The sequence below is a fragment of the Pseudomonas sp. RIT778 genome (assembly GCF_019718735.1).
GTDB lineage: Bacteria > Pseudomonadota > Gammaproteobacteria > Pseudomonadales > Pseudomonadaceae > Aquipseudomonas > Aquipseudomonas aphyarum.
In genome coordinates this window covers 133828-147000 of the sequence record NZ_JAIHBA010000020.1, presented here as the reverse complement: position 1 = coordinate 147000, position 13173 = coordinate 133828, and the positions used below count along the sequence as shown (strand labels likewise).

Below are 13173 nucleotides of genomic sequence, written 5' to 3'. Positions count from 1 at the left end.
CCCCAACCCCCAGCACCATCCCGTGAATCACAAACGTGAAAATCAGCGCCTGCACGATCTGCCCGAACGTATCCGGCCGCTTGAACGCCGTCAGGGTGTAGAAAATCCAGGCCGAGACAAACCCCGGGATCAGGTACTGCAACAGCGGAATCACTTCTTTCACCAGATCATCCATGATCGGTCGCTCCTTGAATCAAAAAAACAGTCCTCCCAAAACAGCAATGCCGGCCCGTAATGGGCCGGCATTCAAAGCCTAGTGCACGCTGGAAAGACGCTTGCGATCAAGTGTCACCGGGCATTACGCATCGTAGAGAAAACAGGGAGCCGTGAGGATTAGTCACAGCCGTGGCACAAAGAAGATCAAACAGGGATTTCTTCAGGTAACCGATGCTCGCGACAGATCAGTTCGATTTCCGGCGGGGCCAACGCTTCGCCGGTCAATCCGCAGACGGCGCCGGCAGTCGATGCCTGGTGAAAACGACAAGTCCGGCAAAGCCCGTAACTGGGTACGTTTTCGCTGTGTTGAATGTGGCGCAGCAACTCCAGCAACAAGACCTCCAGATCGCCGGCACGCGCGCCCATGCGTTGCGCGGCATCGCTCAGGAAATCCGGCGGCATCACTGCGTCGATCAGTTCGCGCGCAGTGGTCGTCAATTCCAGATGCACGCTGCGTTTGTCTCGGGCGTCCGGAACCTTGGTCAGAAAACCATGGGTCTCCAGCGCCTTGAGTGACTGCGACACCGTGCCCTTGGTCAGGCCGAGATAATCGGTGACCGCCAGCGGCGTATTCGAATAGCGGTTGCACCGCGCCAGGTACAGCAGCGCGCTGAGTTGAATCGGTTGCAGTTCGGCCAGCAGCGGGTGCTCGCGAAACCACACGCGGGTCAGGCTCGACAATCTTTCCAGCAGGTCAAACAACACGGTCATCGCCTGTTTCAATGGGATCGATAAATAGTATCGTTTAAAAACCATATTGACAAAAAACAGTGCCACTTTAGGATTGCGGTGTCGATTCGAAACTTAAACCGCACATCGAGGCATCCCATGAAAACCGCATTGGCATTGACCATCAGCACGCTTCTGGCAACACAAGCCTGGGCCCACGGACCTGAAGGCATTCACAGCGAACCCGGCAAAACCGACGCCGCGTTCGATCTGGTCCACACCCGTGTTTTCAAGGACGGCAATACCCTGGTCTTCGAACAATTGGTCGATGGCAAGGCCGGCAGCCGCGTGCCGGCAGCCAAGGGTTCATTCGCCGGCGCCGAGGTTTACAGCTACGTCTGGCCCACCAGCCTGGACAGCAGCGCCGTCGGTTTTGAAGCGAACTCAGGCATTCTCGCCCTGGCCCTGACCTCGCACCCGGACTTCGATGACACCCCGCAACTGGATGAAAACAAGGACGGCAAAAAGGACAACGATGGTGGCCTGTGGCACTCGCATTGGGTGGTCCTGAGCAAGGATGAAAGCTGCGGTCCCGGCGGCCTGAAAGTGCGCGACATCCCCAAGGACGCCAAACCGAAACTGCCTGCGACATGGCCCGGCGCGCCAATTTACATCGACTCCCCCGGCTACGACCTGAGCGTCAAACAGAATGCCGCACAGATCCGCGTGCCGCTGGCCGCCGTCGGTTTCCCGCAAAGCTTCAACTATGACGGCGTCACCGCAGCGCTGAAGGTCAATGCCGACCTGCACAACCCGTTGCTGTGTGTCAGCAGCGTCTACGACATCGCCTCGGGCAACCTCTCGCTGCCCGGCACCTGGAAAATGCAGGAGAGCCAATAATGTTCGTCAAAGTATTCGATACCCACGTGCGCACCAAAGATGGCCGCTATCTTCATTTCGATGTTTTGACCGATCGCGAAGCCGAAGCGGCGAAGGCCTACGCCCGGCAGTTCCTGATGGACAACGGCTTGCAGGACGAAGACATTTCCCAGAGCCAGTGTCTGTTCTGCCACAGCGAGCCGGCCAATCCGCAGGTCGCCAAGGCCATCGCCGAAGACGGCTATTTCATCATCACCCTGCAAGGTTTCGAGGAGTAACGCCATGACCCGTTATCAGCCGTTGAACTGTGATCTGCACGACTACCTGGAAATCGCCTGCCTGCGCGGCTATCAGCTGGACATCGAGCTGGTCGACGGTCAGCGGCTGATGGCACGGGCTGTGACCACGCGAACCAGCAGCGACAAAGAAGAATTCCTGGTGATCGAGCAACAAGGCGCGCAACAGGAAATTCGCCTCGACCAACTGCTCGCCATCACACCTCAGGAGGCCAACGCCGAGTTCGGTCGGGTGGTCCTTGCCGGAGGGGTTTGCGGAATCTGAACGAAAAAATCCCGCCCGGCATCAACCGGGCGGGATTTTCTGTGCCACGCCGTTTTTACGCGACGACGGGGATCATCGGATCCGCAGCCGCCAGCGCGATGGCACGGTCAGCCGCTGGTGGGTAGATCCACTGGGTGTTGATCTGGGTCTTGAGCGACTTGCCCTCTTCTTTCACCAGTTTCACCTGACGATCCCAGCCTTCGGTGTACACCGCGCCCCAGGCGCCGAGGTCGAGGCAGGTCACGTACTTCGGCTGGCTGTACGGCGTCGGGTCGACACCCAGAATCTGCGCCGCGACGTTGTTACCGGCGTGACGACCAAGAGAAATCGCGTGCTGGCAGGTCATCAGGGCGAAGTTGCCGACATCGTCGGTGGCCGCGTAAGCCACGTCGCCGGTGGCGAAGATGTCGTCCTGGCCGATGACTTTCAGGTTGGCATCAACGTGCAGGCGACCTTGGCGATCGCGCTCGGCAGGAATCTGCTCGGTCAGGGAGCTGGCACGTACACCGGTGGTCCAGACCACGGTTTTTGCGTCGATGCGCTGGCCGTCCGACAGGGTCACGCCGTTTTCATCGACCGACAGCACCGACACACCCAGTCGCCATTCAACGCCCAACTCTTCGCTCGCTTCGGCAATCGACACACTGATGGCTTCGCCCATGGACGCGCCAACTTTCTGCGCACGGTCAACGATGATCACTTGAACCTTGGCATCAGCGCCCAGCACAGCGCGCAGACGCGCCGGCATTTCAGTGGCGGTTTCGATACCGGTGAAACCGCCGCCGGCGACGACCACGGTGTTGCGTGCCTGGCTTTCAGGCTGGCCGATCAGCGAATCCAGGTGGTTTTCCAGGCGGATGGCGGCTTCGATCTGGTCGACGTCAAACGCATATTGCGCCACGCCCGGGGTGTCTGGCAGGGCCAGGCCGCTGCCGGAGGCCAGCACCAGTTTGTCGTAGTTGAACACCTGCTGCGCACCGGCTGCGTCGGTGTAGCCCACGGTTTTCGCCTGCACGTCGATGGTGTTCGCCGCGCCCTTGATGAAGTTGACGCCAACCGCATCGAACAGATCGCCCAGCGGCGCCGCCAGCGTGTGGGCATTCGGCTCGTAGAAACGCGGACGAACGCGCAGCTCGGCCTGCGGCGCCAACACGGTCACTTCGATGTTGTCCCGATTGTGAATGTCGACCAGGCGCGTGGCGCTCAATGCCGTCCACATGCCACCGAAACCTGCGCCGATTACCAGAATGTGCTGTTTCATTGTTCTCTCCAGGCACGAAGCCAAGTCACTGAATGAGGTTGAAGGATTCACATCATCGGGAGCGGACACGTCTGTATTTTTCAAGAACGCGGAAGGCTGCTCACCGGATAACGGCGACTGTATTGGTCGCCTTTAAATCCGACAAGTCAGATTTTGTGATGATTAGCATCGAAAACTTCGATAGCTCAGATTGAGCGTATCCGCCCTCCACAACTCATTGATTTAGCTGAAAACCAAGAAAAACGGGATCCTCAGAGCCAAAAACCCAAGGCGTTCCCGATTTGTTTGCCACGAACAACCCTGATAACATCGGCGACAAATACAGTCGGAGATAGTTATGTCGCTTTACAGTGCGGGGGTCGAGTACGGCATTCACTGCCTGACCTTTCTGGTGGGCAGCGGCGGTGACAGTCGTGAAGCCAGCGTGCGTGACCTGGCAGAGCTGCAAGGGGTGCCGCTGGATTACCTGGCGAAGATCTTCACCAAACTGGCCAAAGGCAAACTGGTGGAATCCACCGGCGGTGTGCGCGGCGGCTTCACCCTGGCGCGTCCGGCGGATGAAATCACCCTGCTCGACATCGTCAATGCCATCGATGGTCCCAAGAACATTTTCGAATGCCGGGACATTCGCGGACGCTGCGCGCTGTTTGACGGCTCGCCGCCGGACTGGGCACTGGACGGCACCTGCTCGATTCACGCCGCGATGATGACCGCGCAGAAGCGCATGGAAGAAGCCCTCGCCCAGCAGACCATCCTCGACATCGCCAGAAAGGTCGGGCGCAAGGCACCGGCAGGGTTCAACAGCCAAGTCGAAGACTGGATGCAGGATCGCCGGGAAAAGAAGACGGGTGGCGCCGGCATTCCGCTTACCGACATCTCGGACTGAGCTCGATCAGCAGGCAAAAAAAAGCAGAAACCGATCACCGGTTTCTGCTTTTTTTATTCGACCTTACAGGCAGTCGCGCACCGCTTTGCGCAACGACCCGGACTTCGCCCACGGCGGCCCCTGATACAGGGAGACGCGGCTGCCGTCCTTGTACTTGACCACATCGAGAATCTCGTCGGCGGTGACGATGCTCGGCGCGGTGATCCGGTAGCCATTGGAAATCGCTGTCTGGGACGTCTTGGCAACGTCCTGCTGCCACAGTGGCAATACACACGCGGCGTAATCCTTGGGAGTCTTGCCGCTGATCTTGCTGACATTCGGCTCGCCCGGCACCAGTGACGCAGGCAGCGAACAACCGGCCAATGCCGCCATCAGCATCCCCCCGATCAACATCCGCATGGTGATTCCTTCTTCTGAAAAAACGCGAATGTACCCTGTAACTGTTCGGACATCCATCGTAGCGCTCTGCCTGTATTCCCCGAAAACCGGGCCATTCAGCTCACCGACAGAAGACCTTGCCCCACACCGGAAAAATGCGGCTACTCTGTTTTACCGAGAATGTTCCGGAGGTGATCATGCGGCTCAATGAATACGAACACGAACTTCAGCGTGACCTGCAAAGCGTGGCATCGGACCTGAGATGGTCGGCGGTGGACCTCAAGCGCATCGCCGAGCAACTGCGTCAGTCGGGCAACGAGGCCGACGCCCAGGCGGTGCTCAGATCCTGCGAAGTGCTGCAAAGCGATGAAGAACGCCTGCAACTGTATGCCCGGGAAGTGAAAGCCCGCGCCATCAGCCGAACCAAAGTCCACTGAACCTCACCCTGCCCACAGCAAAAAGCCCCGGACAACCGGGGCTTTTTCTTCACAGACCTTCAGTCTGCCTTGCGACCGCGTGCGCGGCTTTTGTACCCCGGCAGCGCGGCGGCGTACGCCAGCGCTTCCTCGCGGCTGGCAAACGAAGCGAGCCGGTCACCCTGCGTGCAGACCCGCCACGGGCCGTTGTTCACGCTGAGTACATCGTAGCCATTCATGTGCATTTTATTCAGCATCGCCATGCTCATAGGCACCTCCTGTCTGGTAACGAACTTTTCCACCTTACACCCGCGACGCGCTGCCGTGCCGACCGAACGTCGCACCGCGGCCGCGTCAAGTCTCCGGCACTTTTGCCGCTGCCAGGCACTCAGAAGCTCTAAAGCGGTAGCGGCCCAAATATTGCTAATTCATGACAGATTTATGACAACCAGCAATCGGGTAACACATGAAAGTACGAGCAACCGTCATCTGCGAGCAGGATCGACACATTCTCCTGGTGCGCAAACCAAGGTGCCGCTGGACGCTTCCGGGTGGCACCGTCGAACCGGGAGAAACCCGCGCGCAAGCCGCCGTCCGAGAACTCAAGGAGGAAACCGGGCTGGACAGCGATGACATGCTCTATCTGATGGAATTGCAGAACGGCAGCACCCGTCACCACGTCTACGAGGCGTCGGTGCTGAATATCGATCAGGTTCGCCCGCTGAATGAAATCGTCGACTGTCTCTGGCACCCGCTGGATGCGGTGCAGAATCTGAACGTCAGTGACGCCACGCTGAGCATCGTCCGCGCCTTTCAGCGACGTCTTTGACCGTCAGCCGGCGAAAGCCCGGCGTCCGGCGCTCATTTCGGTGCGCAATTCACCGATGAAATTGGAGATGTCACGAATGGTGACCAGATGCTCCGGGGACACCCCGTTGAGCAACAGGTTGACACGCCCGCTGTCGGGTTCGTAAACCTTGATCTGCAAGAGTCCCTGCGCCGTTTCGGTGCAATCGCAATACAGCGGCGAAAAGCCGGATTCGACGATGCGGCAAATGTCGGTAATGGCAATCATGGGGGGCACGCCTCACAGGCGAAGGCTCGGGCGACCCGATCAGCATAGATGAGCTTTTGTCGCCTTGCTCTCACCGACACCCGCAAAATTTGCCAACCGCTTCACATCTTCAAGTCGCCGCTCTCAATGCGAGTCATGGTCCCAAATCCAGTTCCAGATCCCCGGCAGATTCACCGGCTTCGACGACTCGCCCACCGTGCGCGCCAGCGCGGCTTTTTCCAGTGTCGCGCGATCGCCATAGAACGGTTTGTCCGCCAGTCGCACACCGGTGGCGGCGGCGCTGTCGAGCAGAATCTGCAAGTACTCGCGGGTGTGGCGGGCGGTGTAGCGGTTGAGGTCATGGAAGGTCACCACCACCGGAATCACTCCGTCCACCGTTGGCAATTCACCGAGGGCAATCCGTTCGCGAACTTCCGACAGCTGGCGCAGCATGTTCGCCCGCCGCCGGGGGCTGGCGTTGAAACCCCAGATCTTGCCGTCGTTGGCGCTCAGGTCGGTCAACAACACCTGCATGTGGTGCTGCTGATAGGCGGCGAAGGTGCGTTTGTCGAAGTTCCAGAACGGCGGACGCAGCAATGTCGGCGGCGCGCCGGTGATCGCCGCGATGTCCGCCGAGCCGTTGGTCAACGTGGTTTCGAGCTCATCCGGGTCGAGCAATCGATGATTGGTGTGCCAATGGGTGGCGGTGTGAAAGCCCAGAATGTGCCCTTCGGCGTGCTCGCGGCGCATGACCCGCCGGCCGATCTCGCTGTTGCCCGCTCGCGGCGCGCGGGTCTGCACGAAAAACACCGCTTTGATCCCCGGCTGCAGCGGGTTGTCCTTGAGGCTGTCGAGCACGGTGTCGGTCGGGTTGAAAAAACTGGAAGCGCTGGGCCCGTCATCGAAGGTCAACAGAAAGCGCACAGGCGCCTGCTCTTTGAGCCGGGCTTCGGTCTGTGCGGTCATTTCGATGGGAGCGGCGATGCATCCGGCCAGCCCGATGGCCACCGCCATCGCGCAGAAAAGCTTGAACCACTGTGTCATGTTTTGCCTTGAGCCCGACCGTTGCGGTCATGTTGTCGATTGGCAAAACTCCTTCGCCGCTGCTGCCTCCCTGCGACCCATTGAGATGGGCCGAGGTTGGATAAAGATACACAGGGTTTGGTTCCGGCGCTCGCTCAGCGTGCCAGTGCCTGTTGAAACGAGCTGTCGATGATCCCCGCCGTGGCCAGTGGAGCCGGCAGCGCCTTGACCTTGAACAGAAAGTCAGCGGTGCTTTGCAGATCGGCGGCGGCTTGTTGATCGACCGGGCCGACCGTCATGTGCGCCTGGCGCAACCAGTGCCGCGAAACCTGCTGATCGAGGTTGGCTTTCTTCGCCCACAGGTCCGCGTACTCGTCGGTGTGACTGTCAACCCAGGCCCGGGCCTGCTTCAGGCGCCCGAGGAAATCGGCGATCGCTTCACGCTTGCTGTCGATGGACGGCGCCGATGCCGCAATGGCGCTCAAGCCCGGCATCAGGTTTTTCGCCGTGAGAATCGGCCGCGCACCGGAGAACACGATCTGCTGGGAAATGTAGGGTTCCCAGACCGGGAACGCATCGATGCTGCCTTGCGGTAGCGCGGCGGCTGCATCGATCGGCATCAGCTTGACGAAGTCGACGTAGTTCTCCGGCAAACCGCCTTGCTCCAGCGCCCGCAAGGTCAATTGCTGACTCCAGGCTCCCGGCCAGTAGGCGACTTTCTTGCCCTTCAGGTCCTCAATGGTTTTCACCGGCGAATCCTTGGGCACCAACAGGGCAATGGTGTCCGGGTTCTGTCGCGACACACCGATCAACTTCACCGGCGCCTGTTTGGCGGCCAGAAACAGAAATCCCGAATCCCCCAGGAAACCCAGATCCAGCGAGCCGGTCTGCAACGCCTCGGCCAATGGCGCGGCGGCCTGGAAGTGTTTCCAGTCGACCGTGTAAGGCGCGTCCTTCAACACGCCGGACGCCTCTATGGACGCGCGGATGTTGTAGTAATTCTGGTCGCCGACGTGCAGGACCAAGGGTTCGGCAGCGTAGGTCAATGGCGTGGCAAACAGTGCGCTGGTCAACGCGGCGCGTAGGAAACGTGAGAGCTTCATAGTGAGTCCTGCAGAAGGGATTTTTATAGACCATAACGCTCTTACAAATCAGATTTGAAATTCGATTAGCGCATAAGCTCAGCACCTTCCCGCCGCACTGTTGGCCGAGCAACAGTGGCTCGGCACAGTGTTCTCCCTGCAACACTTCAAACCTGCAAAACCGGCGTTAGACCCCGTAAATACGGGAAAAAGCGCACATGGCACAGAGCCTGCAATATTCCATTCATGCAGGAAGCATTGGATAAAAATATCTTTTTGGACATAAGAATCTGTTGCCTTGCCGGAGCGTGCCCATGAAATACCTCTTACCGTTTTCCCGCGTCAAAACGCTGCTCGCGGCCTGCGCAGTAGCCCTGAGTCTGCAACCGCTCGCCCACGCTGCCGAAGCGCCGCCGACCGAAGTGCATCTGGATTACGCCTATTACTCGCCGGTCAGCCTGGCGCTCAAACACCTGGGCTATCTGGAAAAAGCCCTGCCCCAGAGCAAAGTCAGCTGGGTGCTGAGCCAGGGCAGCAACCGCTCGCTGGAATACCTCAACAGCGGCGGCGTGGATTTCGCCTCGTCGGCCAGCCTCGCTGCCGTGCTCAGCCGGGCCAATGGCAGCCCGATCAAATCGGTCTACGTCTACAGCCGCGCCGAATGGACCGCGCTGGTGGTGCGCAAGGACTCGCCGATCCAGTCCGTCGGCGACCTCAAGGGCAAGAAAATCGCCGCCACCAAAGGCACCGATCCGTACCTGTTCACCCTGCGCACCCTGCAACAGGCCGGGCTGAAAAAGGACGACGTGGAACTGGTGCACCTGCAACATCCGGACGGCCGCACCGCCCTGGAGAAAGGCGATGTCGACGCTTGGGCCGGCCTCGATCCGCACATGGCCGCCAGTCAGGTGCAGGCCGGTTCGCGCCTGCTGTACCGCAATCGCGACTTCAACAGCTACGGCGTGGTCAGCGTTACCGAGCAATACGCCAGGCAGCACCCGCAAACCATCGACACCGTGATCAAGGCCTATGAGCAGGCCCGCGAGTGGTCGGTGAAGAACCCCGAAGAACTGGCCAAGTTGCTCGCCAGCGAATCCGGTCTGCCGCTGGATGTGGCCAAGCTGCAACTGTCGCGCACCGACCTGAGCAGCCCGCAACTGACCGCCAAGGACGTGCTGGCGTCGAAAGCCGCCGCGCCGATTCTGGTCTCCGAAGAGCTGGTGCGCCGTGGGGTGAATGTCGATCAGGTCATCGATCAGTTGATCGACACCGGTTTCCAGCAAGTCGCCGCCGCCCAGTAACCGATCAGGCTCACAACAAATCCGCGCCCGTCGCGGATTTGTCGTGAGCGGAGAACCGTCCATGAGCAACGACTTTCCCGCCCGCCTCGCCTTGTCGGCCCCACGCCGAAAACCCTTTCCGTTGAATCCACTCTGGCGCCGGAGCCTTAAAGGCCTGGCGCTGCCACTGCTGATCGTGATCGCCCTGGAATTTATCGTACGCATCGGCTGGCTGCCGTCCTACCAGATGCCCGCGCCGAGTGAGATCGCCCTGACCCTCACCGATCTGGCCGAAGGTGCCTTGTGGAAACACATCGGCGCCAGCCTGATTCGCGTGCTGCTGGGGTTTGCCATCGGCGCGAGTCTGGCGCTGGTGTTTGCCGCGTGGGTCGGCCTCAGCCGCGAAGCCGAGGCCTATCTGGAACCGACCTTCGCCGCGCTGCGTTCGATTCCCAGCCTGGCCTGGGTGCCGCTGTTGCTGCTGTGGCTGGGGATCGACGAGACCTCGAAAATTGTCCTGATCGCCATCGGTGCGTTCTTCCCGGTGTACGTCAACGTGGTCGCGGCGATCCGCAACATCGACCGCAAACTGGTGGAGGTCGGGCACATCTATGGTTTCAGTCCGCTGCAACTGGTCAGACGAATTCTGCTGCCTGCTGCCCTGCCCGGCCTGTTCACCGGGTTGCGCAGCGGCATGAGCCTGTCGTGGATGTTTCTGGTCGCGGCCGAACTGATCGCGGCGACCAAAGGGCTGGGCTACCTGCTCAGCGACGGTCGCGAAACTTCGCGGCCGGACATCGTGCTGGCCGCGATCATCGTCCTGGCGCTGCTGGGCAAACTCAGCGACGGCCTGCTGGCCATACTGGAACGCCGCTGGCTGGTCTGGCGCGACGCGTTCACCGGCCAGGGCAGCAAGGATTGAACCGTGCAACTAAGCTCAAACCTTCAGGCAGCTGTTCGCCGGAGGGTCGGCCAATGTGCGGAAGACTGTCGCAATACCGGGGCATCCACGATTTCGTCGCGGTGCTGAGCATTCCCGATGCGCTGATCAATCACGTCGGCGACGCACCGCTGGCGCATTACAACGCTGCACCCACGACGTCGCTGGCGATCCTCCATCAACACGAACAACGGCTATACGCCGACAATCTGCGCTGGGGCTGGCGTCCGCACTGGGCCAAGGATCGCGCCGCACCGATCAACGCGCGGCTGGAAAAAGTCGCACACGGGCCGTTCTTTCGAGCGATCTGGCGTAATCGGCTGATCGTGCCGGTCGACAACTGGTTCGAGTGGGTCGATGCCCCCGACAAAAGCCGACAGCCCTGGCTGATTCGTCGCGCCGATCATCAACCGGTTTTCTGCGCCGCCATCGGCCAATTTCCGACACCCGGCGAACCTCCACGGGAAGACGACGGCTTCGTCATCATCACCGCCAACAGCGAAGGCGGCTTGCTCGATGTGCATGACCGGCGCCCGATCGTGCTGTGCGCCGATCGGGTGCACGAATGGCTCGATCCCGCCACGCCCACCGAACGCGCCGAGCAGATGCTGCTGTTCGAAGCCGAACCCAGCGAAGCGTTCCAATGGCACAAAGTCGGCAAAGCGGTGGGCAACTCCCGCAATCAGGGTGCGGAATTGATTGAAGCGGTGACATAAATAAATGCCGGCGCGGTGCGTTATCAAGGGCAGGAATCCACGAATTGAATCCTGCGCGTTACACCCGGTGTTTCAAACGCGAAACATTCAACATAAACAGTCGTTTGATTGAACTAACCGCCTGTCTGACATTTCAACCGTCATACATACATTTACAAACACTACGGATAGCATGCGCGCCGCATTTCCTTTTGGCATACCAGTTGACCAAAGAGTCAGCAAAACCAGGAATACCCACAAACTTAACAAGCCTTGCAGAGAACTAAGTTGCGCGACGATTTTGCAATCAAACAGGTCACAGGCCTGGAGTGTATTCATCTGTCCACGACAGAACGCTTTCAACTCGACTGTTTTATCGGCCACTACATAAAGACTCGAAACCTGCGTGACGTACCCGATATCGACCGCATCCTGCGCGCCACCCTCGAAAACTATCCCTGCCACCCGCCGGTGATGGTCAACGAGCTGAATGCCTGGATCGACAAGACCTTGGGTTATCGGGCCTCCCACCCCGATTTCACGCAGCTGGAAGATCTTTGATAAAACGAAAAGCCCCGCAATCGCGGGGCTTTTCGTTGTGGCGTTCAGGGTTTCAGCGGGCGTTCCTGATCACGGTCGGACAACTCGCGGCTGTCGTCATGCTTCCAGGTCTGCTCCTTGTGTTTCTCCCGCTCGATCTCTTCTTCGCTCGGCTCGTCATCTTTTTCGGGACGTTTCTGCTCGATTGCCATGTTCACCTCGCTAATGGAATTCATCCATTAAGCGTAGAACTTAAAGCCACCAGCGCAATAGAAAGAAGAACGCCATGCTCAATAGCATGCTGAGCAATGTATTACGCGTGTAGATCACCAGGCCGATTGCCACTAGTGAACTCAGCAGATAAGGGTTATCCCACTGCAGATTCAGTTGTTTGTCCGGCATGAATACAATCGGCCCGCAAATCGCGGTCAACATCCCCGGCACGGCAAACCCGAGAAACTGCCGCGCGTTACTGCTCAAACGCACCGGCAGGCGCGGTTCGAGAAACACGTAACGGTTGAGGAACACCAGAATCCCCATGCCGAAAATCACTGCCCAGACCATCATGTGCGCTCCCGATACAGCTTGTTGCAGATAAACCCGGCGATCATGCCGGCCAGGCCCGACAGCACCAGCGCCGAACCCCATTGCCAGTAACTGAACAGCACCGAGCAGAACAGCGACACCGCCACGCAGACCACCGTCGGCACATTGCGCACCACCGGGGTGATCAATGCGATGAAGGTGGCGGCAATCGAGAAGTCCAGCCCCAGATGCTCAAGCCCCGGAATGCTGCTGCCGAGCACAATGCCGGCCAGGGTGAAGAGGTTCCAGGCGATGTAGAACGTCAGGCCGACGCCCAAGGCGTACCAGCGGTTGAACTGCTGGCGATCATGCTGACTGGTCAGGGCGAACAGTTCATCGGTGAGCAAAAAGCCCAGGCCGATACGCCAGCGACCCGGCAACGGCGAAATCACGTGGCGCATGCTCATGCCGTAGAGCAAATGTTGCGAGGTCAGCAGCAGCGTGGTCAGCAGAATCGAGAAAATCCCGGCGCCGCCCTTGAGCATGCCGATCGCCACCAGTTGCGCAGCGCCGGCGAACACGATGCTCGACAGGCCCTGCCCTTGCAGCGGCGTGAGGTTGGCTTCGATCGCCATGGAGCCAGCCAGCAGCCCCCACGGCGCGGTCGCCAGGGATAACGGCATGATCGCCGCGGCTCCGCGAAGAAAGGCACTGCGCGGCATTAATGAGTCAGACATATCACTCTTCAACCGTGAGACAAGACCCCGG

At 59.7% G+C, this 13173-nt stretch carries 20 protein-coding genes; 10 read left to right on the top strand and 10 right to left on the bottom strand.

Features of this window, described 5'->3' with window-relative positions:
• Nucleotides 1-360 precede the first annotated feature (360 nt).
• A complete protein-coding gene (locus tag K5E37_RS15540; protein WP_221534369.1) occupies nt 361-927 on the bottom strand; it encodes a MarR family winged helix-turn-helix transcriptional regulator in 567 nt (188 codons plus the stop codon).
• Between the two features lie 117 nt (nt 928-1044).
• Here K5E37_RS15540 and K5E37_RS15535 point away from each other — a divergent pair, with 117 nt between their 5' ends.
• From K5E37_RS15535 to K5E37_RS15525, 3 genes are read left to right on the top strand one after another with little or no spacing between them, the layout of a single operon-like run.
• Entirely contained in the window at nt 1045-1785 is a 741-nt protein-coding gene (locus K5E37_RS15535) for a hypothetical protein (protein ID WP_221534368.1), read from the top strand.
• Complete coding sequence (locus K5E37_RS15530) at nt 1785-2042, top strand: DUF2024 family protein (RefSeq protein ID WP_007950496.1); 258 nt, start codon at nt 1785-1787, stop codon at nt 2040-2042. The genes K5E37_RS15535 and K5E37_RS15530 overlap by 1 nt, the downstream gene beginning before the upstream one ends.
• 4 nt (nt 2043-2046) lie before the next feature.
• On the top strand, nt 2047-2325 hold the full coding sequence (locus tag K5E37_RS15525) for a Rho-binding antiterminator (protein WP_064597351.1): 279 nt from the start codon (nt 2047-2049) through the stop codon (nt 2323-2325).
• 55 nt (nt 2326-2380) lie between these two features.
• Here the strand turns inward: K5E37_RS15525 and K5E37_RS15520 are convergent, their stop codons facing one another.
• Nucleotides 2381-3586, bottom strand: coding sequence for an NAD(P)/FAD-dependent oxidoreductase (locus K5E37_RS15520; RefSeq protein ID WP_221534367.1), 1206 nt, complete (start codon nt 3584-3586; stop codon nt 2381-2383).
• 337 nt (nt 3587-3923) lie between these two features.
• On the opposite strand from K5E37_RS15520, the gene K5E37_RS15515 reads away from it, so the two are divergent.
• Nucleotides 3924-4472 carry an Rrf2 family transcriptional regulator gene (locus K5E37_RS15515; protein ID WP_221534365.1) on the top strand — a complete coding sequence of 183 codons (549 nt, stop codon included), beginning with the start codon at nt 3924-3926 and terminating at the stop codon, nt 4470-4472.
• A 63-nt stretch (nt 4473-4535) separates the two neighbouring features.
• On the opposite strand, the gene K5E37_RS15510 is transcribed toward K5E37_RS15515, so the two are convergent.
• Complete coding sequence (locus K5E37_RS15510; RefSeq protein WP_085602948.1) at nt 4536-4871, bottom strand: hypothetical protein; 336 nt, start codon at nt 4869-4871, stop codon at nt 4536-4538.
• 176 nt (nt 4872-5047) lie between these two features.
• Between K5E37_RS15510 and K5E37_RS15505 the strand changes: the two genes are divergently transcribed.
• Nucleotides 5048-5287 (top strand): hypothetical protein, encoded by a 240-nt coding sequence (locus K5E37_RS15505; protein ID WP_007950501.1) that lies wholly within the window; start codon nt 5048-5050, stop codon nt 5285-5287.
• A gap of 59 nt (nt 5288-5346) precedes the next feature.
• Here K5E37_RS15505 and K5E37_RS15500 read toward each other — a convergent pair whose 3' ends face one another.
• Entirely contained in the window at nt 5347-5535 is a 189-nt protein-coding gene (locus K5E37_RS15500; protein WP_007950503.1) for a hypothetical protein, read from the bottom strand.
• A gap of 197 nt (nt 5536-5732) precedes the next feature.
• On the opposite strand from K5E37_RS15500, the gene K5E37_RS15495 reads away from it, so the two are divergent.
• Nucleotides 5733-6095: an NUDIX hydrolase gene (locus tag K5E37_RS15495; RefSeq protein ID WP_085602944.1), complete on the top strand. Its 363-nt coding sequence runs from the start codon at nt 5733-5735 to the stop codon at nt 6093-6095.
• Between the two features lie 3 nt (nt 6096-6098).
• Here K5E37_RS15495 and K5E37_RS15490 read toward each other — a convergent pair whose 3' ends face one another.
• The 3 genes from K5E37_RS15490 to K5E37_RS15480 form a co-directional block, all read right to left on the bottom strand.
• Nucleotides 6099-6341, bottom strand: a complete 243-nt coding sequence (locus tag K5E37_RS15490) for a DUF1652 domain-containing protein (protein WP_007950507.1) — start codon at nt 6339-6341, stop codon at nt 6099-6101.
• Between the two features lie 123 nt (nt 6342-6464).
• Nucleotides 6465-7364: a polysaccharide deacetylase family protein gene (locus tag K5E37_RS15485; protein ID WP_221534363.1), complete on the bottom strand. Its 900-nt coding sequence runs from the start codon at nt 7362-7364 to the stop codon at nt 6465-6467.
• Nucleotides 7365-7498: 134 nt separating this feature from the next.
• Nucleotides 7499-8446 (bottom strand): ABC transporter substrate-binding protein, encoded by a 948-nt coding sequence (locus K5E37_RS15480; protein ID WP_011334669.1) that lies wholly within the window; start codon nt 8444-8446, stop codon nt 7499-7501.
• Nucleotides 8447-8739: 293 nt separating this feature from the next.
• On the opposite strand from K5E37_RS15480, the gene K5E37_RS15475 reads away from it, so the two are divergent.
• The 4 genes from K5E37_RS15475 (at nt 8740) to K5E37_RS15460 (ending at nt 11901) form a co-directional block, all read left to right on the top strand.
• On the top strand, nt 8740-9726 hold the full coding sequence (locus K5E37_RS15475) for an aliphatic sulfonate ABC transporter substrate-binding protein (RefSeq protein ID WP_221534361.1): 987 nt from the start codon (nt 8740-8742) through the stop codon (nt 9724-9726).
• Nucleotides 9727-9787: 61 nt separating this feature from the next.
• Nucleotides 9788-10627: an ABC transporter permease gene (locus K5E37_RS15470; protein ID WP_221534359.1), complete on the top strand. Its 840-nt coding sequence runs from the start codon at nt 9788-9790 to the stop codon at nt 10625-10627.
• 53 nt (nt 10628-10680) lie between these two features.
• Entirely contained in the window at nt 10681-11361 is a 681-nt protein-coding gene (locus K5E37_RS15465; RefSeq protein WP_221534357.1) for an SOS response-associated peptidase, read from the top strand.
• Nucleotides 11362-11628: 267 nt separating this feature from the next.
• The gene (locus K5E37_RS15460) at nt 11629-11901 is read left to right on the top strand and encodes a hypothetical protein (RefSeq protein ID WP_041475322.1); all 273 of its coding nucleotides are present in this window, start codon (nt 11629-11631) and stop codon (nt 11899-11901) included.
• A 44-nt stretch (nt 11902-11945) separates the two neighbouring features.
• On the opposite strand, the gene K5E37_RS15455 is transcribed toward K5E37_RS15460, so the two are convergent.
• From K5E37_RS15455 to K5E37_RS15445, 3 genes are read right to left on the bottom strand one after another with little or no spacing between them, the layout of a single operon-like run.
• Nucleotides 11946-12092 carry a hypothetical protein gene (locus tag K5E37_RS15455; RefSeq protein ID WP_221534355.1) on the bottom strand — a complete coding sequence of 49 codons (147 nt, stop codon included), beginning with the start codon at nt 12090-12092 and terminating at the stop codon, nt 11946-11948.
• A gap of 40 nt (nt 12093-12132) precedes the next feature.
• Nucleotides 12133-12444 carry an AzlD domain-containing protein gene (locus tag K5E37_RS15450; protein WP_164872179.1) on the bottom strand — a complete coding sequence of 104 codons (312 nt, stop codon included), beginning with the start codon at nt 12442-12444 and terminating at the stop codon, nt 12133-12135.
• A complete protein-coding gene (locus K5E37_RS15445; RefSeq protein WP_221534353.1) occupies nt 12444-13142 on the bottom strand; it encodes an AzlC family ABC transporter permease in 699 nt (232 codons plus the stop codon). The genes K5E37_RS15450 and K5E37_RS15445 overlap by 1 nt, the downstream gene beginning before the upstream one ends.
• Nucleotides 13143-13173 lie beyond the last annotated feature (31 nt).

What these genes read in the sequence shown, in the direction of transcription:
- K5E37_RS15540 (WP_221534369.1), bottom strand. Translation starts at nt 927, where the DNA reads ATGACCGTGTTGTTTGACCTGCTGGAAAGATTGTCGAGCCTGACCCGC.
- K5E37_RS15535 (WP_221534368.1), top strand. Translation starts at nt 1,045, where the DNA reads ATGAAAACCGCATTGGCATTGACCATCAGCACGCTTCTGGCAACACAA.
- K5E37_RS15530 (WP_007950496.1), top strand. Translation starts at nt 1,785, where the DNA reads ATGTTCGTCAAAGTATTCGATACCCACGTGCGCACCAAAGATGGCCGC.
- K5E37_RS15525 (WP_064597351.1), top strand. Translation starts at nt 2,047, where the DNA reads ATGACCCGTTATCAGCCGTTGAACTGTGATCTGCACGACTACCTGGAA.
- K5E37_RS15520 (WP_221534367.1), bottom strand. Translation starts at nt 3,586, where the DNA reads ATGAAACAGCACATTCTGGTAATCGGCGCAGGTTTCGGTGGCATGTGG.
- K5E37_RS15515 (WP_221534365.1), top strand. Translation starts at nt 3,924, where the DNA reads ATGTCGCTTTACAGTGCGGGGGTCGAGTACGGCATTCACTGCCTGACC.
- K5E37_RS15510 (WP_085602948.1), bottom strand. Translation starts at nt 4,871, where the DNA reads ATGCGGATGTTGATCGGGGGGATGCTGATGGCGGCATTGGCCGGTTGT.
- K5E37_RS15505 (WP_007950501.1), top strand. Translation starts at nt 5,048, where the DNA reads ATGCGGCTCAATGAATACGAACACGAACTTCAGCGTGACCTGCAAAGC.
- K5E37_RS15500 (WP_007950503.1), bottom strand. Translation starts at nt 5,535, where the DNA reads ATGAGCATGGCGATGCTGAATAAAATGCACATGAATGGCTACGATGTA.
- K5E37_RS15495 (WP_085602944.1), top strand. Translation starts at nt 5,733, where the DNA reads ATGAAAGTACGAGCAACCGTCATCTGCGAGCAGGATCGACACATTCTC.
- K5E37_RS15490 (WP_007950507.1), bottom strand. Translation starts at nt 6,341, where the DNA reads ATGATTGCCATTACCGACATTTGCCGCATCGTCGAATCCGGCTTTTCG.
- K5E37_RS15485 (WP_221534363.1), bottom strand. Translation starts at nt 7,364, where the DNA reads ATGACACAGTGGTTCAAGCTTTTCTGCGCGATGGCGGTGGCCATCGGG.
- K5E37_RS15480 (WP_011334669.1), bottom strand. Translation starts at nt 8,446, where the DNA reads ATGAAGCTCTCACGTTTCCTACGCGCCGCGTTGACCAGCGCACTGTTT.
- K5E37_RS15475 (WP_221534361.1), top strand. Translation starts at nt 8,740, where the DNA reads ATGAAATACCTCTTACCGTTTTCCCGCGTCAAAACGCTGCTCGCGGCC.
- K5E37_RS15470 (WP_221534359.1), top strand. Translation starts at nt 9,788, where the DNA reads ATGAGCAACGACTTTCCCGCCCGCCTCGCCTTGTCGGCCCCACGCCGA.
- K5E37_RS15465 (WP_221534357.1), top strand. Translation starts at nt 10,681, where the DNA reads ATGTGCGGAAGACTGTCGCAATACCGGGGCATCCACGATTTCGTCGCG.
- K5E37_RS15455 (WP_221534355.1), bottom strand. Translation starts at nt 12,092, where the DNA reads ATGGCAATCGAGCAGAAACGTCCCGAAAAAGATGACGAGCCGAGCGAA.
- K5E37_RS15450 (WP_164872179.1), bottom strand. Translation starts at nt 12,444, where the DNA reads ATGGTCTGGGCAGTGATTTTCGGCATGGGGATTCTGGTGTTCCTCAAC.
- K5E37_RS15445 (WP_221534353.1), bottom strand. Translation starts at nt 13,142, where the DNA reads ATGTCTGACTCATTAATGCCGCGCAGTGCCTTTCTTCGCGGAGCCGCG.